The organism is Sphingomonas sp. T1 (assembly GCF_902506585.1).
GTDB lineage: Bacteria > Pseudomonadota > Alphaproteobacteria > Sphingomonadales > Sphingomonadaceae > Sphingomonas > Sphingomonas aerolata.
In genome coordinates this window covers 3,210,344-3,229,217 of sequence record NZ_LR733875.1, presented here as the reverse complement: position 1 = coordinate 3,229,217, position 18,874 = coordinate 3,210,344, and the positions used below count along the sequence as shown (strand labels likewise).

22 protein-coding genes and 1 pseudogene are annotated in these 18,874 nt (G+C 68.3%); 15 read left to right on the top strand and 8 right to left on the bottom strand.

Annotated features, from left to right (window positions below):
* Positions 1-8: 8 nt before the first annotated feature.
* On the top strand, positions 9-1,160 hold the full coding sequence (gene queG, locus GV027_RS14710; protein WP_159512319.1) for a tRNA epoxyqueuosine(34) reductase QueG: 1,152 nt from the start codon (positions 9-11) through the stop codon (positions 1,158-1,160).
* Positions 1,161-1,285: 125 nt separating this feature from the next.
* Positions 1,286-2,272, top strand: coding sequence for an MlaA family lipoprotein (locus GV027_RS14705; protein WP_236559244.1), 987 nt, complete (start codon positions 1,286-1,288; stop codon positions 2,270-2,272).
* A gap of 5 nt (positions 2,273-2,277) precedes the next feature.
* On the opposite strand, the gene GV027_RS14700 is transcribed toward GV027_RS14705, so the two are convergent.
* The 3 genes from GV027_RS14700 to GV027_RS14690 form a co-directional block, all read right to left on the bottom strand.
* Positions 2,278-2,619: a hypothetical protein gene (locus GV027_RS14700; RefSeq protein ID WP_192008188.1), complete on the bottom strand. Its 342-nt coding sequence runs from the start codon at positions 2,617-2,619 to the stop codon at positions 2,278-2,280.
* A gap of 65 nt (positions 2,620-2,684) precedes the next feature.
* Positions 2,685-3,383: an EI24 domain-containing protein gene (locus GV027_RS14695; protein WP_056406908.1), complete on the bottom strand. Its 699-nt coding sequence runs from the start codon at positions 3,381-3,383 to the stop codon at positions 2,685-2,687.
* Between the two features lie 49 nt (positions 3,384-3,432).
* Positions 3,433-3,996, bottom strand: coding sequence for a helix-turn-helix domain-containing protein (locus GV027_RS14690; RefSeq protein WP_159512317.1), 564 nt, complete (start codon positions 3,994-3,996; stop codon positions 3,433-3,435).
* Between the two features lie 144 nt (positions 3,997-4,140).
* Between GV027_RS14690 and GV027_RS14685 the strand changes: the two genes are divergently transcribed.
* The 3 genes from GV027_RS14685 to GV027_RS14675 all read left to right on the top strand — a co-directional run bounded on the left by GV027_RS14685 (position 4,141) and on the right by GV027_RS14675 (position 6,275).
* A complete protein-coding gene (locus GV027_RS14685; RefSeq protein ID WP_236559349.1) occupies positions 4,141-4,704 on the top strand; it encodes a DUF6456 domain-containing protein in 564 nt (187 codons plus the stop codon).
* Positions 4,689-5,636 carry a diaminopimelate epimerase gene (gene dapF / locus GV027_RS14680; RefSeq protein WP_159512316.1) on the top strand — a complete coding sequence of 316 codons (948 nt, stop codon included), beginning with the start codon at positions 4,689-4,691 and terminating at the stop codon, positions 5,634-5,636. Before GV027_RS14685 ends, dapF begins: the two co-directional genes overlap by 16 nt.
* Positions 5,637-5,720: 84 nt before the next feature.
* Positions 5,721-6,275: a fasciclin domain-containing protein gene (locus GV027_RS14675; RefSeq protein ID WP_031395557.1), complete on the top strand. Its 555-nt coding sequence runs from the start codon at positions 5,721-5,723 to the stop codon at positions 6,273-6,275.
* Positions 6,276-6,524: 249 nt separating this feature from the next.
* Here the strand turns inward: GV027_RS14675 and GV027_RS14670 are convergent, their stop codons facing one another.
* Entirely contained in the window at positions 6,525-7,790 is a 1,266-nt protein-coding gene (locus tag GV027_RS14670) for a NupC/NupG family nucleoside CNT transporter (RefSeq protein WP_031440507.1), read from the bottom strand.
* A 174-nt stretch (positions 7,791-7,964) separates the two neighbouring features.
* Between GV027_RS14670 and GV027_RS14665 the strand changes: the two genes are divergently transcribed.
* The 7 genes from GV027_RS14665 (at position 7,965) to GV027_RS14635 (ending at position 12,942) form a co-directional block, all read left to right on the top strand.
* The gene (locus GV027_RS14665) at positions 7,965-8,609 is read left to right on the top strand and encodes a queuosine precursor transporter (RefSeq protein WP_031440508.1); all 645 of its coding nucleotides are present in this window, start codon (positions 7,965-7,967) and stop codon (positions 8,607-8,609) included.
* A gap of 132 nt (positions 8,610-8,741) precedes the next feature.
* Positions 8,742-9,659, top strand: a complete 918-nt coding sequence (gene argB, locus GV027_RS14660) for an acetylglutamate kinase (protein ID WP_056406920.1) — start codon at positions 8,742-8,744, stop codon at positions 9,657-9,659.
* A gap of 332 nt (positions 9,660-9,991) precedes the next feature.
* Entirely contained in the window at positions 9,992-10,294 is a 303-nt protein-coding gene (locus GV027_RS14655) for a YggT family protein (RefSeq protein WP_031395935.1), read from the top strand.
* Positions 10,291-10,587 carry a DUF167 domain-containing protein gene (locus GV027_RS14650; RefSeq protein WP_056406921.1) on the top strand — a complete coding sequence of 99 codons (297 nt, stop codon included), beginning with the start codon at positions 10,291-10,293 and terminating at the stop codon, positions 10,585-10,587. Before GV027_RS14655 ends, GV027_RS14650 begins: the two co-directional genes overlap by 4 nt.
* A gap of 10 nt (positions 10,588-10,597) precedes the next feature.
* Positions 10,598-11,488, top strand: a complete 891-nt coding sequence (folD, locus tag GV027_RS14645) for a bifunctional methylenetetrahydrofolate dehydrogenase/methenyltetrahydrofolate cyclohydrolase FolD (RefSeq protein WP_159512314.1) — start codon at positions 10,598-10,600, stop codon at positions 11,486-11,488.
* Positions 11,485-12,105, top strand: a complete 621-nt coding sequence (locus GV027_RS14640) for a MarC family protein (RefSeq protein ID WP_056406925.1) — start codon at positions 11,485-11,487, stop codon at positions 12,103-12,105. Before folD ends, GV027_RS14640 begins: the two co-directional genes overlap by 4 nt.
* Before the next feature lie 423 nt (positions 12,106-12,528).
* Positions 12,529-12,942, top strand: coding sequence for a VOC family protein (locus GV027_RS14635; RefSeq protein ID WP_037531709.1), 414 nt, complete (start codon positions 12,529-12,531; stop codon positions 12,940-12,942).
* Between the two features lie 38 nt (positions 12,943-12,980).
* On the opposite strand, the gene GV027_RS14630 is transcribed toward GV027_RS14635, so the two are convergent.
* Positions 12,981-13,241 carry a DUF6894 family protein gene (locus tag GV027_RS14630; protein WP_107045618.1) on the bottom strand — a complete coding sequence of 87 codons (261 nt, stop codon included), beginning with the start codon at positions 13,239-13,241 and terminating at the stop codon, positions 12,981-12,983.
* A 298-nt stretch (positions 13,242-13,539) separates the two neighbouring features.
* On the opposite strand from GV027_RS14630, the gene GV027_RS14625 reads away from it, so the two are divergent.
* The 3 genes from GV027_RS14625 to GV027_RS14615 all read left to right on the top strand — a co-directional run bounded on the left by GV027_RS14625 (position 13,540) and on the right by GV027_RS14615 (position 16,278).
* Positions 13,540-14,280, top strand: coding sequence for a Crp/Fnr family transcriptional regulator (locus GV027_RS14625; RefSeq protein ID WP_236559243.1), 741 nt, complete (start codon positions 13,540-13,542; stop codon positions 14,278-14,280).
* 240 nt (positions 14,281-14,520) lie between these two features.
* Positions 14,521-15,954, top strand: coding sequence for a DEAD/DEAH box helicase (locus tag GV027_RS14620; protein ID WP_056679374.1), 1,434 nt, complete (start codon positions 14,521-14,523; stop codon positions 15,952-15,954).
* 57 nt (positions 15,955-16,011) lie between these two features.
* Positions 16,012-16,278: a hypothetical protein gene (locus tag GV027_RS14615; protein WP_037530941.1), complete on the top strand. Its 267-nt coding sequence runs from the start codon at positions 16,012-16,014 to the stop codon at positions 16,276-16,278.
* A 336-nt stretch (positions 16,279-16,614) separates the two neighbouring features.
* Here GV027_RS14615 and hslU read toward each other — a convergent pair whose 3' ends face one another.
* The 3 genes and pseudogenes from hslU to GV027_RS21920 all read right to left on the bottom strand — a co-directional run.
* The gene (hslU, locus tag GV027_RS14610; RefSeq protein ID WP_031393589.1) at positions 16,615-17,910 is read right to left on the bottom strand and encodes an ATP-dependent protease ATPase subunit HslU; all 1,296 of its coding nucleotides are present in this window, start codon (positions 17,908-17,910) and stop codon (positions 16,615-16,617) included.
* 124 nt (positions 17,911-18,034) lie between these two features.
* Positions 18,035-18,577 (bottom strand): ATP-dependent protease subunit HslV, encoded by a 543-nt coding sequence (hslV, locus tag GV027_RS14605; protein WP_081874259.1) that lies wholly within the window; start codon positions 18,575-18,577, stop codon positions 18,035-18,037.
* A 212-nt stretch (positions 18,578-18,789) separates the two neighbouring features.
* Positions 18,790-18,874: pseudogene (locus GV027_RS21920) on the bottom strand (3TM-type holin); the annotation flags it as partial.

Here is an 18,874-nt window from a genome sequence, read left to right as displayed (position 1 = left end):
GGGCGGACGTGCCCGACGACAAGCCATCCGACCTCGAATCACGCGTGAAGGCCAAGGCGGCCGAACTGGGCTTCGCGGCGTGTGGGATTGCGCGCGCGGATGCGGCGCCGCTGGCGGGCGAACGGCTGCACCAGTGGCTGGCCGAAGGGCGGCATGGCGACATGATCTGGATGGAGGAGCGGCGCGCGCAGCGGGCGAGCCCCGCCGGGCTGTGGCCCGCGGTGCGCAGCGTCATCGCGCTGGGCATGAGCTATGCGCCGAAGGACGATCCGCTGCGGCTGGCGGAGCAAGGCGAGGTCGGCCGGATCTCGGTCTATGCGCAGGGGGCGGATTATCACGACGTCATCAAGCGGCAGCTGAAGGCGCTCGGCCGGTGGCTCGCAAGCGACGCGGTCGGTATCGAGTATCCGTTCGATCTCAAGGTGTTCGTCGACACCGCCCCGGTGATGGAGAAGCCGCTCGCGGAGGCGGCGGGGCTGGGGTGGCAGGGCAAACACACCAATCTGGTCAGCCGGAAAGAGGGCAGCTGGCTGTTCCTCGGCGCGATCTACACGACGCTCGAGCTGAAGGGCGATGCCGCGGGTCGGGATCTGTGCGGCAGCTGTGACGCGTGCCAGCGCGCATGCCCGACCGATGCGTTTCCGGCGCCCTACAGGCTCGATGCGCGGCGTTGCATCTCGTATCTGACGATCGAGCATGCGGGGGTAATTCCTGAGGAATTCCGGGCGGGTATCGGCAACCGCATCTATGGCTGCGACGATTGCCTGGCGGTGTGTCCGTGGAACAAGTTCGCCGCCGCGGCGAACGCCAATCTCGCCTTTGCGCCGCGGGCCGAGCTGGTCGCGCCCGAGCTTGCCGACCTGATCGCGCTCGACGATGCGGGATTCCGTCAGGTCTTTGCCGGATCGCCGATCAAGCGGATCGGGCGCGACAAGATGGTGCGCAACGCGTTGATCGCGGCGGGGAATAGTGGCGATCCGGCCTTGTCGGAGGGCGTCGCGGCGTTGCTGGGCGACCCGGTGCCGGTGGTGCGCGGGACGGCGGTGTGGGCCTTGTCGCGACTCGACGCGGTGCGATTCGCGGCCGAGGAAGCGCAGCGTCGTGGCGGCGAAAATGACGACGGCGTCCGCGCGGAATGGGACCGGGCGAACTTAAGCTGACGCGGGCCAAGTGACGCGCGACAGGGGAAATTATTCACGAACGGCGGTGTAGGGGCGCGCATTCGAGACTTGCCTTGCGGGGGCAATGCGGACAGCGGTGGCGGTCCAAGGGGCGATGATTGCATATGTTGGCATTTTCCACTGCTACGATGGTCGCCGCGCTGGCGGTGCAGGCCGTCGACCCGCTGCCCGTCGCGCCGGTCCCGGTCGCGCCGTCAGCGGTGGTTGCGGACGAGCAGCGCGAGCCCGAATCGCCCGTCGTGCCGGTATCGCCGCCCGTGGTGCCCGTAGCGCCGGTTGCAGCGCCGCAGACCGCCCCGGTTCCTGCGCCCGTGCCTGCCGAGCCGAACGCGCAGAAGGACATCGTCGTCGTCGGGCAGTCGCGGGATGCGGGGGATCCGCTTCGCGGGGTCAATGCCCAGGCGTTCGGCGCGACCCAGGCGGTCGACAGCGCGGTCGTGGGACCCGTGGCGCGGGTCTACAAGCGCAAGGTGCCGAGCCCGATCCGCAAGGGTATTCACAATTTTCTCTATAACTTGCGCGAGCCGATCGTGTTCGTGAACTTCCTGCTGCAGTTCAAGCCGGGCAAGGCGGCCGAGACGGTCGGGCGGTTCGTAATCAATTCGACGGTCGGCGCGGCGGGGGTCATCGACGTCGCCAAGAAGCGGCCGTTCCGGCTGCCGCGCCGGTCGAACGGCTTTGCCAACACATTGGGCTATCACGGCATCGGCAACGGGCCGTTCCTGTTCCTGCCGCTGGTCGGGCCGACGACGGTGCGCGACCTGATCGGCGGGACGCTCGACCGGTTGCTGCTGCCCACGGCGATCGGGTCGCCGTTCACCGATGCGAGCTACACGGTGCCGGCCGGCGTGCTCGGCGCGCTCGACCACCGCGCCGATTTCGACGAAACTCTCAAGTGTTTGCATGACGATGTGGGCGATCCCTATGCATCGTCGCGCGCCTTCTACCTGCACCGGCGACAGGCGGAGATCGATCATCTCCACCGCCGGCCACCGGCGCCGCCGCCCGAATGCCAGGCGGCGCTACCCGCGACGCGGATCCCGGTCGGCGCGGCGGGCGCGACCGAAACGGTGCCGCCGCCCGGGCCCTGAGCGGCTTAGCGGCCGCCGTCGCGGCGGGTGAGCGCGGCGACGCAGCTGGCGCGGTCGATCGTGCTGCCGTCGAGCTCGCGCGCGTCGATATAGGTGACCTTGGGCTCACCCGATCCGGCGGGGTAGAGATAGGCGTCGAGCACGCAAATTCCGCTCTGGAACTGGAGCTTGCGCGCCGCGCCCTCGCGGACATCGGCGTCGGGATCCCCGAACAGCCGGGTCAGGCCGGCGGCGGTCTGGCCGATCACGCGTTCGAGCCCGACGCTGGTATAGGGGATGGCGGGGCGACCGACCGGGGCGGTCGCGACGGGCGCGGCGCAGCCCGCGAGCGCGAGGCCGAGGGCCATAGCCAGGCCCGGGGCGGACCGCGGGATTGCGAAGCCTTTCAACGCGTTGACACGTGATCTCGTCATCAGCTGGTCCCCCGGGCGCGCACCGCTGCGCGCGTCCCGTGATAAAAATGCGTCGCCATCGCCGCGCCCAGCACGGGGGCGGCGATGTTGAGGATCGGAACCACGAACAGCGCGGTGTTCGCAAGACCCAGCACGAACCGCGACGCCCGCGTCGTCGCACGCCAGCCCCGCATCGCCGCGGCGTCCATGTGGCGCGCCGCGACCATGTCGCCGAGATCGCGCCCGAGCAGCCAGCCATTGACCACGAAAAACGCCGCCGCGGTCCCCACACCGGTGACGAGCAGGCCGATATAGACGGGCACCATCAACAGGTTGACGAGCAGGACGCGGAACGCCGAGCGCAATCCCATGGCGAGGCTGCGCGCGAACGGCACGGGCCGCGCGGTGGCGAGACTGGCGGGATAATGCCGCGCCTCGACCGCGGCGACGACATCGTCGGCGAAGATCCCGACGACCGCGATCGCGACCGCGCGAAACAGGATCCAGACCGCGAGGATGGTCAGAAACAGCGCGACCGCGGCGGCGATCCCGGCCTGGTCGCTGCCGAGCCAGGCGGCGAAAATCGCCTTTGCGCCCAGCCACATGAGCAGGCCGAGCGCGGCGAAGACGAGCAACGTCACCGCCATCGACTTGGCAAAGACGCGCAGCACCGGCGGATCGCCGAGCTGGCCGAGCGAGAGGAAAAAGCCGCGGATCATGCGGCAGCGATGGCCCGCCGCCTCCGGGCCGTCAATGCGGGGCTACGACTCAGAGCGTGCGGATCAGGCGGACAGCGCGGGCGATCCAGACGGGGCGCTCGATCTGCTGGGGCGCGGCATCGTCGCCGACCGGAATAAGCGTGGGACTGCCGTCGGTTAGCGCGACCAGACGGCCAAAGGCGAAGCGGCCGGCGGGGCGGGGGACGAGCACGTCGCGGTAGAGCGCGCTCTCGAACTCGTCGGGGCTGAGCGTGGTGCACCAGAGCACGTCGCCCGTGCGATAGTCGCCGACGCCGGCCGCCACCGTGACCGCGACCTGACCCGGCTCGACATGCGGCGGGGTGGCGAGGTTGGGGCGGGTAGGGGCTTGAATTCCGGTCGAATCCAGGATCGCGACGACGGGCAGATCGGCGCGTTCGGGCATCGTCACGAGATCGACCGCGGCGACGTCGAGCGCGGCGGCGATCCGGTTGAGCCAGCCGACCGACACGGTCCGCGTCCCCGTCTCGAGCCGGCCGATCGTCTGCGCGGTTGTCGGGGGATCACAACGCCTTGCAACGTCGTCGAGCGTCAGTCCCTTGGCGCGGCGGACGGCACGGATAGCAGTGATCATCGACAGGCTCCGTCGCTTGCACAAACCAGATAGGTTAGTTTCTCTTGCAATTTCTGGTCGAATATGGCAAGACAAACGGGACTCGGCAAATGGAAAGGGCGGCGCATGCAGGATCTGATCGAGGTCGCGATCGACGGGCGGGGCATGCGGCGGGAGCCTGACAGGGAAGCTGACAGGGTGGTTGAGCGGGACCTTGGCCGGGAAGTGCAGAGGGAAGGTGTCGCGCGGGGCGGGCGGAGTGTGACGGTCAACCGGGCGGAGTCGCCGCTGACCTGGCTGCGGTCGCGCGGGCTCATCGATGCGCGGCAGTTTGCGGCGGGCGAGCGGTTGCGCGCGGCGTACGAGACCGCGTCGATCGCGCCGAGCGTGACGATGCGCTGGACGCCGCGGGTCGATGGCGGCGGGCAGGATGCGCTTGACCCGACCGTCGCGCAGATCGCGGCGAAGCGGCGGTTCGATGCGGCGATCGCGGCGGCGGGGCCGGGGCTCGCGGATATACTGTGGCGGGTGGTGTGCGCGGGCGAGGGGCTGCCCGCGGCGGAGCGCGCGCTGTCCTGGCCAGCGCGTGCGGGGCGGCTGGTGCTGACGCTCGCGCTCGACCGGCTGGCGACACATTATGAGGACGGGGACGTCAGAGGGCGCGAGGGGGGCGGCGGCTCGCCTTTGCGCGGCGACGCGGGTAAGGGCGCGGCATGCGCTTCGATCTGATCAAATGTCACGGCTCCGGCAACGATTTCCCGCTGATCGACGCGCGTGCGCTGTCGCTGGGCGATGCGGACTGGGCGCGGGTCGCACGCGCGCTGGCGGATCGTGCGGGGCCGGTCGGGGGTGACGGGCTGCTGCTGCTGACGGGCGGCGACGCGCAGGGGCGGGCGTTCGGGATGCGGATGTTCAATTCGGACGGGAGCGAATCGGAGACGTGCCTCAACGGGCTGCGCTGTGTCGCGCGTGCGGGGTTCGCCGCGACCGGGCTGACGCGCGCGACCGCTCGGCTGAAGACCAGCGATGCGCTGGTCGTGCGCGACGCGGAGATTGCGCCGGGCGTGTTCACGGTGCGCGAGACCGCGGGGCCGGCGTCGCTCGACGTTGCGGCGTGGCCGATGCATGTCGATGCGGACCAGATCGTCGAGGCGCCGCTGGCCGGGCTGCCCTCGACGCGCGCGTTTACCGCGGTGGCGATGCCCAACCCGCATCTGGTGGCGTTCGTCGAGGCGGTCGACGATGCCGAGCTGGTCCGCGTCGGCATGGCGTGCGAGGCGGCGCCCGACTGGCTGCCCAACCGCGCCAATGTGAGCTTTGTCGAGGTGCGCGGGACCGACCTGTTCGTCCGCACGCATGAGCGCGGGGTCGGGCTGACCGACAGTTGCGGCAGCGCGATGGCGGCGTCGACCTTTGCCGCGTGCCTGACGGGGCGGATCGCGTACGACACGCCGACGACGGTGTTCAACCGCGGCGGGCTGGTCCGCGCCGAGGCGGGGGCGGACGGCATGGTGACGCTGTCGGGCAATGCGACGGTCGAATGGACCGGGTCGGTGACGGTCGATCTGGATCCGGGTGAAACCGGTGCGCGCGACTTGGTGATCGCGCGGCGGCATGACGAAGAGATTGCCGCCTGGGAAACATTGCGCACCGGAATGTAAAAAAGCGTGTGCATCGTTGCGGCCGGGGTGGCCGTATCTTCGCTGCGGCAGCCGGATCATCGGCGCCGATCAGGAGAGACTGTCATGACCCCCCTGTTTCGTACCACGATCATTGCCGCCGCTGTCGCCGTCAGCGGCACCGCGCTGGTCGCCGCGCAGACCAACCCGATGGTCGGCGGCGCCGCGATGTACCCGACCAAGACGATCGTCGAGAATGCGGTCAATTCGAAGGATCACACGACGCTGGTCGCCGCGGTCAAGGCCGCCGACCTGGTCGAGACGCTGTCGGGGCCGGGGCCGTTCACGGTCTTCGCGCCGACCAATGCCGCGTTTGCGAAGCTGCCCGCGGGGACCGTCGACACGCTGCTCAAGCCCGAGAACAAGGCGCAGCTGGCGGGCGTGCTGACCTATCATGTCGTGCCGGGGACGATCATGGCCGCCGACATCGCCGCCAAGGCCAAGGCGGATGGCGGGACGGCCAGCTACACCACCGTGCAGGGTGAGCCGCTGATGTTCATGAAGTCGGGCAGCGGCTGGGGCATCATGGACGGCAAGGGGCACAAGGGGCGGATCACGATCGCCGATGTGCGCCAGTCGAACGGGCTGATCCATGTGATCGATACGGTGATGCTGCCGTGAGGGGGTGAGGGTCTCGAGCCTCGCTTGCCCTCACCCTCCCACGCGCAAGAGCGCGTGGGCCCCTCCCTCTCCCCCTGGGGGAGAGGGGTTTTGGGGTCCCTCTCCCCTTGGGGGAGAGGGAAGGAGGAGCCTTTAGGCGACGGGAGGGTGAGGGGTGGTTGGGATGAGCGGTCTCGAGCCTCTCGTGCCCTCACCCTCCCACGCTTCGCGTGGGCCCCTCCCTCTCCCCCGGGGGGGAGAGGGGTATGTTTAGCTGATCAGGAGGCCGGCTAGGGCGGCAGACATGAGGTTGGCTAGGCTGCCGGCGGCGAGGGCGCGGAGGCCGAGTTTGGCGATCATCGGGCGCTGGTTGGGGGCGAGGCTGCCGGTCACCGCCATCTGGATCGCGATCGACGAGAAATTGGCGAAGCCGCACAAGGAGAAGGTGATCACCGCGATCGTCCGCGGGCTGAGCCCGGGTTGCGTGCCGAGCGAGATATAGGCGACGAATTCGTTCAGCACGATCTTCTGTCCGAACAGCCCGCCGGCGATCCCCGCCTCGCTCCACGGCACGTTCAAGAGGAACATGATCGGCGCGAAGACATAGCCGAGCAGCCCCTGGAAGCTCAGCCCCGGCAGCCCGATCATGTTGCCGAGCCCGCCGAGCAGGCCGTTGGCGAGGGCGACCAGCGCGACGAAGGCGAGCACCATGGCGCCGACCGCGACCGCGAGGCGGACGCCGGTCTGCGCGCCCTGCGCCGCCGCCATGATCAGGTTGGCGGGCTTTTCCTCGTCATGCGTCGCCTGCGGCATGGGTTCGCCCGCGGAGGATTCGCCGGGCAGGTCGCCGAGCGCGAGTTCGCCCTCGGGCGGCGTGACGCGGTCGGGCATGATGATCTTCGCCATCAGGATCCCGCCCGGCGCGGCCATGAAGCTGGCGGCGAGCAGATAGTCGATGCGGATCCCCATCGAGGCGTAAGCCGCGAGGATCGTGCCCGCGACGCCGGCCATCCCGCTGGTCATCACGGTGAAGAGCTGCGCGGGGGTGAGGCCGGCGAGATAGGGGCGGATGACGAGCGGCGATTCGCTCTGGCCGACGAAGATGTTGGCGGCCGCGCAGAGCGATTCGACCTTCGACACGCCGATCACCTTCTCGATGCCGCCGCCGACCCAGCGCACCACGAACTGCATGATGCCAAGATAATAGAGGATCGAGACGAGGCTGGCGAAGAAGATGATGACGGGGAGCGCGGCGATCGCGAAGCTCTGGCCGCCGATCTCGGGGGTCGCCATCTTGCCGAACAGGAATTCGGTGCCCTTTTGCGAATAGCCGAGCAGATTGGCGACGCCGCCCGACATGCTGCCGAGCACGACCTTGCCGAAGCTCGAATAGAGCACGAGGATCGCGATGCCCGCCTGGAGCGCGAAGGCGGCGCCGACGATCCGCAGCCGGATCGCGCGGCGGTCGCTCGACAGCAGCACCGCGATGCCGAGGATGACGGCGATGCCTGCAAGGCCGATGATCAGTCTTTCCATGGACGCCCTGCGTTTTGGTACGGTGACACACGCGGCCCCCCGGCTGCGCAAGCGGCCGACATGACACGGGTACGCCGTGCTCGCCAGTCATTTGACGCCCGCACGCTTTCACGGCGCGGTTTCATGGGGGCTAGGCATTTGACGGCGCGCGGCATTTCGCTAGCGTCCGGCGCGATGACCACAGACCTTCCCGCGTTCCCGCGTTCGCTCTTCATTTTCTCTGTCCTCTATGGCGGCATGGTGTGCATCGCCGGCGTGCTGGGGGTGAAACAGGTCGCGCTCGGGCCGCTCGCGGTCGAGGCGGGGATCTTCGCGTTCCTGCTGCTGGTGGTGATCAGCAGCGCGATTTCGGAACTGCACGGGCAGAAGACCGCGACGTTCCTGGTGCGGCTGGGGTTCATTCCGCTGCTGGTGTCGGCCGCGCTGATCCAGCTGGTGCTCGCGCTGCCGCATGATCCGGGGATGTACCCGCCCGCGGTCGACGCCTTCCCGGTCGTCGTCGGGCAGGGCGCACGGATGATGATGGCGGGGCTGATCTCCTACGGGATCTCGCAGACGCTCAACGTGCTGATCTTCGCGCGGCTGGCGGGGCCGGTCGGCGGCGAGGGGCGGCTGGTGTGGCTGCGCGGCATGATCGCGAGCATCGTGTCGCAGGTGATCGACACGGTGCTGTTCATCACCATCTCGTTCCTCGGCGCGCGGCCGATCGTCGAGCTGATGGCGGGGCAGATGCTGACCAAGGTCGTGCTGTCGGTGGTGCTGGTGCCGTTTGCGATTACGTTCTTCGTGCGGCTGGGGCGGCGGCTGGACCGGGTTTGACCGGGCCGGCCACCTGATGTGTCCCCGCGAAGGCGGGGACCCAGACTGGGCTCCCGCCTTCGCGGGAGAACAGGGAGGCAGGCGGGCCCCCGGCGGCTTTCGCTCCCCCCCTCAACTGGCTAAGGGGGCGGGATGACCGATCATACGCCCGATCCCGCCCTGCTCGCCAAGGCCGAGACGCTGACCGAGGCGCTGCCCTATCTGCAGCGTTATGCCGGCAAGACCTTCGTCGTGAAATATGGCGGGCACGCGATGGGCGACCCCGAGCTGCAGCGCGATTTCGCCGAGGACATGGTGCTGCTGAAGGCGGTCGGGATCAACCCGGTCGTGGTGCATGGCGGGGGGCCGCAGATCGGCTCGATGCTGAAGCGGCTGGGGGTCGAATCGCGGTTCGTCGACGGGCTGCGCGTGACCGACAAGGAGACCGCGCAGATCGCCGAAATGGTGCTGGCGGGATCGATCAACAAGGAAATCGTCGGCTGGATCGGCCAGGCGGGCGGCCGCGCGGTCGGGATTTCGGGGAAGGACGCCGGGCTCGTCCTGGCGCAGAAGGTCGGGCACGGGCGCGAGCCCGACAAGCTGCAGGGGATCGAGCGGCATGTCGACCTGGGGTTCGTCGGCGAGCCGATCGCGGTCGACCGGACGATCCTCGACACGCTGATCGCCGCGGACATCATCCCCGTGATCGCGCCGATCGGGATCGGGGCGGACGGCCACACCTACAACATCAACGCCGACACGATGGCGGGCGCGATCGCCGCGGCGATGGGCGCGGCGCGGTTCTTCCTGCTGACCGACGTGGTCGGCGTGCTCGACAAGCAGGGCGAATTGCTGACCGATCTGGATCCCGCGAAGATCGCCGAGCTGCGTGCCGACGGGACGATCACGGGGGGGATGATCCCCAAGCTCGAGACCTGCGTCGCGGCGGTCGGATCGGGCGTCGACGCGGCGGTGATCATCGACGGGCGCGTGCCGCATGCGATGCTGCTGGAGATTTTTACGCGGCAGGGGGCGGGGACGCTGGTGAGTGCGAACGGGCGGGCGCGGTAGGGAGTTCTTCTTCCCGTCATCCTGGGCTTGACCCAGGATCCAGGGTTACGGGGGCTGACGCTGCTTGGCTCTGGGTCCTGACTTTCGTCAGGATGACGGAGTTGGGGCAGGGTTACCCCTTTTTCGTCATCCTGGGCTTGACCCAGGATCCAGGGTTACGGGGGATGACGCTGCTTGGCTCTGGATCCTGACTTTCGTCAGGATGACGGCGTTGGGGCAGGGGGATGCTCTTCTTTCTTCAGGGTGACGGAAGGGGGTTGTTTGGAGGGGGCGGGGTTCTCGTTGTCGGTCCGCTGCCTTATATAAGGCATACACCAGCGGAGACCCTTGCCTTGCTCGCCCTTCTTCAGATCGTCCAGTTGCTGCTCAACCTCGTCTGGTGGGTCATCATGATCCAGGCGGTGATGTCGTGGCTCATCGCGTTCAACATCATCAACACGCAGAGCAATGTCGTCCGGTCGGTATGGGAGGCGTTGCAGCGGATCACCGAGCCGCTCTATCGGCCGATCCGGCGGATCCTGCCCGATTTCGGCACGCTCGACCTGTCGCCGCTCGTCGTGCTGCTGATCCTGTACATCCTGACCAACATCGTCGTGCCGAACATCGCACAAAGCCTGCTCGCCCCCGGGCTGTGAGCGAACCGGCCGCCTGGCGTGCGGTGGACGGCGGTCTGGCGATCGCGGTCCGCGTGACGCCGCGCGGCGGGCGGGATGCGCTGGCGGCGGGAACGCCGGAGCATCTGGCCGCAAGGCTCGCGGCGGCGCCGGTCGATGGCGCCGCGAATGCCGCGCTGATCGCGCTGGTCGCCAAGAGCTTCGGCGTGCCCAAACGCGCGGTGAGAATCGTCGCGGGCGAGACCGCGCGGCTGAAACGCCTGCATGTCGCGGGCGACACGCCTGCGCTGGCGGAAATCGCCGCCGCGCTTTAGGACGGCGGGCATGAGTGCGACCATCATCGACGGCAAGGCCTTCGCCGCCGGCCTCCGGGCCCGTATCGCCACCGGCGTCACCGCCTTTGCCGCAGCGGCGGGCCGCGCGCCCGGGCTCGCGGTGGTGCTGGTCGGCGAAGACCCCGCGTCCAACGTCTATGTCCGGTCGAAGGGCAAGGCGACGCGCGAGGCGGGGATGGTGAGCGTCGAGCACCGGCTGCCCGCCGATGTCGGGGCCGAGGCGCTCCTCGTGCTGGTCGCGGACCTGAACGCCGATCCGACGATCGACGGGATCCTCGTCCAGCTGCCGCTGCCCAAGCATATCGACGAGCAGGCGGTGATCGCGGCGATCGATCCCGACAAGGATGTCGACGGCTTCCACCCGATCAATGCGGGGCGGCTGGCGACGGGTTCGGCGGGGTTCGTGCCGTGCACGCCGCTCGGCTGCGTGATGCTGCTCAAAAGTGTCGTGCCGAACCTGAGCGGGATGGAGGCGGTGGTCGTCGGGCGGTCGAACATCGTCGGCAAGCCGATGGCGCAATTGCTGCTGCGCGAGAGCTGCACGGTGACCGTCGTGCACAGCCGGACGCGCGACGTGCGCGCGCATGTCGGCGCCGCGGACATCGTCGTCGCCGCGGTCGGGATTCCCGAGATGATCAAGGGCGACTGGCTGAAGCCCGGCGCGACCGTGATCGACGTCGGCATCAACCGGACCGAGGCCGGGCTGGTCGGCGATGTCGATTTCGCGAGCGCGGTCGGGGTCGCGGGCGCGATCACGCCGGTGCCGGGCGGCGTCGGGCCGATGACGATCGCGTGCCTGTTGCGCAATACGCTCGTCTCGGCGGGGCGTCGCGAAGGGGTGGCGATCGACGAGGCGGCGCTCGACCGGGCCGGCGCATGATCGAGCTCTATATCTCGTCGCTGATCACCTTCTTCGTGGTGATCGATCCGCCGGGCTGCGCGCCGATCTATGCCGGGCTGTCGGCGAGCGCGTCGGCGGCGCAGAAGCGCGCGATGGCGATCCGCGCGGTCGGCGTGTCGGCGGCGATCCTGTTCGTGTTCGCGCTGTTCGGCGAGGCGTTGCTCAAGGGGCTGGGGATCAGCCTGGCGAGCTTCCGGATCGCGGGCGGGATCATGCTGTTCCTGATCGCGCTGGAGATGGTGTTCGAAAAGCGCACCGAACGCCGCGAGGACCGCGCCGCCAAGGTCGCGAGCGATCCCGAGGCCGACGACGTGTCGATCTTCCCGATGGCGATGCCGATGATCGCCGGGCCGGGTTCGATCGCGTCGGTGATGCTGCTGATGAGCCGCAACAGCGGGATCGAGCGCTCGGCGGTGGTGCTGGCGGCGATGGTGACGATCCTGTTGCTGACTTTGGTCGCGCTGCTCGCGGCGGGGCCGATCATGCGGATCCTGGGCGCGAAGATCGAGGCGGTGATCACGCGGCTGCTCGGCGTGCTGCTGGCGGCGCTGGCGGTGCAGTTCGTGCTCGATGGGTTGTCGGTGGTGTTGCGGTAGGCTGGGGCGAAGGTGTGGGCCGTTCGCCGATTGCCGTCATCCTGACGAAAGTCAGGATCCAGAGCCAATACCGATACCGCGCGTAACTCTGGATCCTGACTTTCGTCAGGATGACGGGGGGGGGGTGACGGTGTCGCAGCCCCCTTCGTCATCCCCGCGGAGGCGGGGATCCATAGTCTATGCGTTTGCTGATGACTCGCAGCGGTTGCCCGTCTGGATCCCCGCCTTCGCGGGGATGACGGGAGGGGGGCGGGGATGACGGTGCGCGTCCGCGTCCGTCGTGCGGGGGTGCCTGGGCCTCAGTCGACCTTGAAGAGCCGCAGCGGGGAGTTGCGGGGGAGGGGGCCACAACCCCACCCGCCCCTCTGGAACCCCGACGGGGCGCCGCCTATCTACCGGCGATCCAACCCGAAAAGGCCGTCCATGAAATATCTGCACACGATGATCCGGGTCACCGATCCGGCCAAGACGATCGCGTTCTTCGAGCTGCTCGGGCTGAAGGAGGCCCGCCGCCTCGAAAACGAGCAGGGTCGCTTCACGCTGATCTTCCTCTCCGCGCCCGGTGACGAGAGCGCCGAGGTTGAGCTGACGCACAATTGGGATCCGGAAGAGTATGGCGAAGGCCGCAATTTCGGCCATCTCGCCTACCGCGTCGACAATATCTACGAGACCTGCCAGCGGCTTCAGGACGCCGGGGTGACGATCAACCGGCCGCCGCGCGACGGCCACATGGCGTTCGTCCGCACCCCCGACAACATCTCGATCGAGCTGTTGCAGGACGGCCGGCTCGATCCCGCCGAGCCCTGGGCGTCGATGCCCAACACCGGCCACTGGTAAGGGCCACTGGTAAGGATCGTCGGCCCGCCCGCCGCGCGTCAGGCGCGGCGGCGGGCCGGCATCGTCCCGGCCGCCATCGCCGCGGCACAGTCGGCGACGTGGACCGTCGCACCGCAACCCTCGATGATCTCGATCCGCATCGTCAGGTCGACACAGCCCTGGCGGATGTCCTCCGCCAGCATCTCGCGCATCGCGACGATCGCATGCTCGATCGCCGCCGCGCGGTGCGCTAGCTCGATCCCCTCGTGATCCTCGATCACCTCGCCGCGCAGGGCGATCTGAAATCTGTATCGCGGCATCAGCGACATCCTGTGCGTTCGACGCGACGGCCGGGGCGACCGGCGCTGCCGCGCCCAGTGTTCGCCCCTGTTTCTCGCAAGGCGTCTACGCCCCTGCGCGACGATCGGTTCCGCGCCATCCGTATAGCGCGAGGCACCCGACATTTTCTTACAATAACCGACAATTTCCGAAATGCGCGTCTAACCTATGTTTGAGCGAGACTATAACGCCTGTGATAGTGCAGGGCGCCTCTGGGCAAGCTATGCTTAACCCGGCGACTGAGAGTTCGATATGCTCCCGCCCGAGCGGAGCCTGCATGTGGATTACCCCATCGTCGTCACCGATCATCTGATTGCCAAGCTCGCGACCTGGGTCGAGCTGAGCGCGGCGGATCGCGTGGCGATCGCGGCGCTGCCGTGCAAGCTGCGCACGATCGACCAGTCGACCTATATGCTGCGCGAGGGGCAACGCCCGCTGCGCTGCGCGTTTGTGATCGACGGCTTCGCCTATCGCCAGAAGCTCACCCCCGACGGCGAGCGCGAGATCGTCTCGATCCTGATGCCCGGAGACTTCATCGATCTCCAGAACCTGTTTCTCGAGGAATCGGATCACGACGTCCAGGCGCTGACCCGGATCACCGTCGCCGAGATCCCGATCCCCGCGCTGCGCGAGATCGTCGCGGTCTCGCCGAAGATCGCCACCGCCTTGTGGATCGAGGCGCTGGTCGAGGCGTCGATCCACCGCGAATGGCTGCTCAACGTCGGCCGCCGCAACGCCAAGATGCGGCTCGCGCACCTGCTCTGCGAATTCTCCGCCCGGCTGCGCGCCTCCTCGCTCAGCGACGCGGACGGCAGCTACGAACTGCCGATGACGCAGGAACAGATGGGCGATGCGCTCGGCCTGACCCCGGTCCACGTCAACCGCGTGCTCCGCGCGCTCGAGACCGACGGGCTGATCACGCGCCGCAAGCGGCAGATCGGCGTCGTCGACTGGTGCGCGCTGCGCGACGCCGCCGAATTCAACGAACGCTATCTCCACCTGACCCAGACGCGCAGCTGAGGACGGGGCCTGAGGACGGGGCCAGAGCCGCCCCGACCCGGCCACTCTTGACTTTTCGGCCGGTCGCGCGCATCTGACCGCCATCGAGGTGTCATGCAGCGTGATCGGACCTGAACAAGGTCCAGGCTCCGCCTCGGTCGTTTCTAACGGGCTTCCCTTTTCACGCGGGGTGTCAAAACACCACGCCCCTCGCGCGTCCTCCTGTGGATTCGCGAGCCCGGCACATTTGAGAGACTATTCATGTCCTTTTCCAACCTCGGCCTCGCCGAGCCCCTCGTCCGCGCGCTCGAAGCCAAGGGCTATACCGAGCCGACGCCGATCCAGGCCCAGTCGATCCCGATCCTGCTCGAGGGCGGCGATCTGCTCGGCATCGCGCAGACCGGCACCGGCAAGACCGCCGCGTTCGTGCTCCCCTCGATCCAGCGCCTGACCGAGACGCAGAAGCGCGTCCTGCCGACGCATTGCCGCATGCTCGTCCTCGCGCCGACGCGCGAACTCGCCAGCCAGATCGCCGACAGCGCACGCGCCTACGGCCAGTTCAGCAAGATGTCGGTGACCACCGTCTTCGGCGGCACCAGCATCAACAAGAACCGCCAGGACCTCAGCCGCGGCGTCGACATCCTCGTCGCCACGCCGGGCCGCCTGATCGACCTGATCGAGCAGGGCTTCTGCAACCTGTCGATGATCGAGATCCTCGTGCTCGACGAAGCCGACCAGATGATGGACCTCGGCTTCATCCACGCGCTCAAGAAGATCGTCCGCATGCTGCCGAAGAAGCGCCAGACGCTCTTCTTCTCGGCAACGATGCCGACCGCGATCCGCGACCTCGCCTCGCAGTTCCTGCTCGATCCGAAGACGGTGTCGGTCAAGCCAGCCGCGACCACCGCGGAGCGCGTCGACCAGTATGTCACCTTCTGCAACCAGTCGGAAAAGCAGGCTTTGCTGACGATCACGCTGGGTGATCCCGCGATCGACCGCGCGCTCGTCTTCACGCGTACCAAGCACGGCGCGGACCGCGTCGTGAAGCTGCTCGCGGGCAACGGCATCGCCTCGAACGCGATCCACGGCAACAAGAGCCAGGGCCAGCGCGAGCGCGCCCTCGGCGAATTCAAGCAGGGCAAGGTCAAGGTCCTGATCGCGACCGACATCGCCGCGCGAGGCATCGACGTCTCGGGCGTCAGCCACGTCATCAACTTCGAACTGCCCAACGTCGCCGAGCAGTATGTCCACCGCATCGGCCGCACCGCGCGTGCGGGCGCCAGCGGCATCGCCGTCGCGTTCTGCGCGGATGACGAGAAGGCCTATCTGCGCGACATCGAGCGGATCACCCGCCAGAAGGTGACGGTCCGCCCGCTGCCCGACGATTTCGTCAACCTGTCGAACCAGATCAAGCAGACCCGCGTCAAGACGATGGGCGCCGATCCCGAGGTCCGGATCGACCGTCCGCGCGATCCCGCGCGTCCCCGCGCCACCCACGCGCCCCGCGCGACCGGCACCACCGGCCGCAACTATGCGGGCGCGAGCCGTGGCGGTCAGGGCGGCGGCGGCCAGGGTGGCGGCGGCGGTCGTCCCCAGGGCGGCGGTCGTCCCGGCGGCCAGGGCGGTGGTCGCCCCGCCGGTGGCGGTCGCCCCGGCGGCCAGGGCCGCGGCGCCGGCCCCAGTTCGGCACGCTAAGGCCCCATGTCTTTGCCTCGCGGGTTTGCTATAGGCAGACCTGCGAGGAGAAGACTGATGGACGTCTCGAATACCCCGATCGCCGAACGCATCGCCCGCGTCCTGGCGGGCCAGCGGATCAGCGCCAACGCCGGCGGCGACGCCGCCTCCGCGTCGCGCCTGATCGACGACGCCTGGACCGACTATCTCCCCGACGCGCTCGCGGTCCTGCGCACCCTGCGCGAACCCGACCAGACCATGGCCGCCGCCGGCGACCCCGCCATCTGGGAAACCATGGTCCTCGCCGCGCTGAAAGCCGCCCGCCCGCAGACGGTGGTTCTGTAGCGCCCGCCACGCGACGGTCCCCGCCTCCCCAGGCTGACGACCGTTGGGGCGCGCGCCACCTCACCCCCCGCGTCATCCTGACGAAAGTCAGGACCCAGAGCCAAAAGCGACCCCGCCCGTAACCCTGGATCCTGGGTCAAGCCCAGGATGACGAAGAGGGCGGGAACCGCCCCCCACCCGTTCGCCCTGAGCGAAGTCGAAAGGCCTGCGCCCCCACCCGTTCGCCCTGAGCGAAGTCGAAGGGCTTGCGCCCAGTGCTTCGACTTCGCTCAGCACGAACGGAGCGGGAGAGCGCAATGGCACCCCCGCCCCCGAACGCACCCGAAAACCCCCAGACTAAAGCACGAACCGGCTGAGATCCGTATTCCGCGCAATCTCCTTCAGCTGGCTGTCGACATACGCCCCGTCGATCACCACGCTCGACCCGCCGCGATCCTCGGCATTGTAGCTGACGTCCTCGAGCAGCTTCTCCATCACCGTCTGCAACCGCCGCGCACCGATATTCTCGACCTCGGCATTCACCTCCGCGGCGATCCGTGCGACCGCGGCGATGCCGTCCTCGGTGAAGCGGATCTCGACGCCTTCCGTGGCGATCAGCGCCTTGTACTGCAGCGGCAGCGACGCCTTGGTATCCGACAGGATCGCGACGAAATCCCCCTCGGTCAGCCCCTTCAGCTCGACCCGGATCGGCAGACGCCCCTGCAATTCGGGCAGCAGGTCGCTCGGCTTGGCGACATGGAACGCCCCGCTCGCGATGAACAGGATATGGTCGGTCTTCATCGGCCCGTATTTGGTCGCGACCGTCGTCCCCTCGATCAGCGGCAGCAGGTCGCGCTGCACGCCCTCGCGGCTCACCGATCCGCCGCGCCCGTCCGACACCGCGATCTTGTCGATCTCGTCGAGGAACACGATCCCGTTCGCCTCGGCATCCGCCAGCGCGACGCGACTCACCTCGTCCTGGTCGAGACGCTTGTCGGCCTCTTCCTCGACCAGCTTGTCCCACGCCGCGGTCACCGTCAGCTTGCGGCGCTTCAATTGCTGCCCGCCGCCCAGCGACTTCATCATCTCGCCGATATTGATCATCTGCGGCGCACCGCCGGGGATCTCGAACGGCGTCGTCGGCGTCTGCTCGACCTCGATCTCGACCTCGGCCGCGTTCAGATGCCCGTCGAGGAACCGCTGCTTGAAGCTCTCGCGCGTCGCGGTGCTCGAATCCTTGCCGACCAGCGCGTCGAGCAGCCGGCCCATCGCCGCCTCCTCCGCCTTGTCCTTCACCGCGATCCGCCGGCGTTCCTTCTCCAGCCGGATCGCCTCCTCGACCAGGTCGCGCGCGATCTGCTCGACGTCGCGGCCGACATAGCCGACCTCGGTGAACTTGGTCGCCTCGACCTTGACGAACGGCGCATCGGCGAGCTTGGCCAGACGCCGGCTGATCTCGGTCTTGCCGCAGCCGGTCGGCCCGATCATCAGGATGTTCTTCGGCGTCACCTCGTCGCGCAGATCCTCGCTAAGCTGCTGGCGCCGCCACCGGTTACGCATCGCCACCGCGACCGCGCGCTTGGCCGCGGCCTGGCCGATGATATGCGCGTCAAGCGCGGCGACGATGGCCTTGGGGGTAAGCTGGTCGTTCATGATCACTCTTCTTCGCCCCTCCCCTTCAGGGGAGGGGTTGGGGGTGGGGACTATCCGCGGGCGGAGCGCTTGATGAAGCCCCCCACCCCAACCCCTCCCCTGAAGGAGAGGGGCTTCCGGGTCTTCAGCTGGTCGAGTCCATCGACTCCACGGTCAGCCGGTCATTGGTGTACACGCAGAGCTCTGACGCGATTCCCATCGCCTTGCGGCACAGCACCTCGGCGTCGCTCTCATACTCGACCAGCGCGCGCGCCGCGGCGAGCGCGTAGTTGCCGCCCGATCCGATCGCCGCGACGCCGTTCTCGGGCTCGAGCACGTCGCCATTGCCCGTCAGGATCAGCGTCACGTCCTTGTCCGCGACGATCATCATCGCCTCGAGGTTGCGCAGGAACTTGTCGGTCCGCCAGTCCTTGGCAAGCTCGACCGCGGCGCGGAGCAACTGCCCCTGATGCTGCTCCAGCTTGCGTTCGAGCCGTTCGAACAGCGTGAAGGCGTCCGCGGTCGCGCCGGCAAACCCGCCGATCACCGACCCGTCGCCGAGCCGCCGCACCTTGCGCGCATTGGGTTTCATGACCGTCTGGCCCATCGAGACCTGGCCGTCGCCGATCACGACGACCTTGCCGCCGCGCCGGACCGAAAGGATGGTGGTGCCGTGCCAGACCGGCATGGCGTGGGGATCATTTGCACTCATGACCGCGATGTAGGGTGCGCTTTCGACCACGCAACGGTCCGCTGCATCCACCCCCTGCACGACCCCCTCACCCTCCCGCTCGACTTCCCTGTCAGCTTCCCGGTTACCTTCCCCCTTTACGTCATCCTGACGAAAGTCAGGACCCAGAGCCCCGAACGCCACGCGCGCGGCCCCGAAGACAGCACCGCTCACCGCCGCTTCCCCCACTCACGCGCCGCGGTATACCCCAGATACCCCGTCCCGAAGAGCGCATAGAGCGGCTCGGGGATCGCC

What these genes read in the sequence shown, in the direction of transcription:
- GV027_RS14640 (WP_056406925.1), top strand. Translation starts at nt 11,485, where the DNA reads ATGATCGAGCTCTATATCTCGTCGCTGATCACCTTCTTCGTGGTGATC.
- GV027_RS14695 (WP_056406908.1), bottom strand. Translation starts at nt 3,383, where the DNA reads ATGATCCGCGGCTTTTTCCTCTCGCTCGGCCAGCTCGGCGATCCGCCG.
- folD (WP_159512314.1), top strand. Translation starts at nt 10,598, where the DNA reads ATGAGTGCGACCATCATCGACGGCAAGGCCTTCGCCGCCGGCCTCCGG.
- GV027_RS14705 (WP_236559244.1), top strand. Translation starts at nt 1,286, where the DNA reads ATGTTGGCATTTTCCACTGCTACGATGGTCGCCGCGCTGGCGGTGCAG.
- GV027_RS14635 (WP_037531709.1), top strand. Translation starts at nt 12,529, where the DNA reads ATGAAATATCTGCACACGATGATCCGGGTCACCGATCCGGCCAAGACG.
- GV027_RS14620 (WP_056679374.1), top strand. Translation starts at nt 14,521, where the DNA reads ATGTCCTTTTCCAACCTCGGCCTCGCCGAGCCCCTCGTCCGCGCGCTC.
- argB (WP_056406920.1), top strand. Translation starts at nt 8,742, where the DNA reads ATGACCGATCATACGCCCGATCCCGCCCTGCTCGCCAAGGCCGAGACG.
- dapF (WP_159512316.1), top strand. Translation starts at nt 4,689, where the DNA reads ATGCGCTTCGATCTGATCAAATGTCACGGCTCCGGCAACGATTTCCCG.
- hslU (WP_031393589.1), bottom strand. Translation starts at nt 17,910, where the DNA reads ATGAACGACCAGCTTACCCCCAAGGCCATCGTCGCCGCGCTTGACGCG.
- hslV (WP_081874259.1), bottom strand. Translation starts at nt 18,577, where the DNA reads ATGCCGGTCTGGCACGGCACCACCATCCTTTCGGTCCGGCGCGGCGGC.
- GV027_RS14690 (WP_159512317.1), bottom strand. Translation starts at nt 3,996, where the DNA reads ATGATCACTGCTATCCGTGCCGTCCGCCGCGCCAAGGGACTGACGCTC.
- GV027_RS14615 (WP_037530941.1), top strand. Translation starts at nt 16,012, where the DNA reads ATGGACGTCTCGAATACCCCGATCGCCGAACGCATCGCCCGCGTCCTG.
- GV027_RS14685 (WP_236559349.1), top strand. Translation starts at nt 4,141, where the DNA reads ATGCGGCGGGAGCCTGACAGGGAAGCTGACAGGGTGGTTGAGCGGGAC.
- GV027_RS14665 (WP_031440508.1), top strand. Translation starts at nt 7,965, where the DNA reads ATGACCACAGACCTTCCCGCGTTCCCGCGTTCGCTCTTCATTTTCTCT.
- GV027_RS14670 (WP_031440507.1), bottom strand. Translation starts at nt 7,790, where the DNA reads ATGGAAAGACTGATCATCGGCCTTGCAGGCATCGCCGTCATCCTCGGC.
- GV027_RS14700 (WP_192008188.1), bottom strand. Translation starts at nt 2,619, where the DNA reads ATGGCCCTCGGCCTCGCGCTCGCGGGCTGCGCCGCGCCCGTCGCGACC.
- GV027_RS14630 (WP_107045618.1), bottom strand. Translation starts at nt 13,241, where the DNA reads ATGCCGCGATACAGATTTCAGATCGCCCTGCGCGGCGAGGTGATCGAG.
- GV027_RS14675 (WP_031395557.1), top strand. Translation starts at nt 5,721, where the DNA reads ATGACCCCCCTGTTTCGTACCACGATCATTGCCGCCGCTGTCGCCGTC.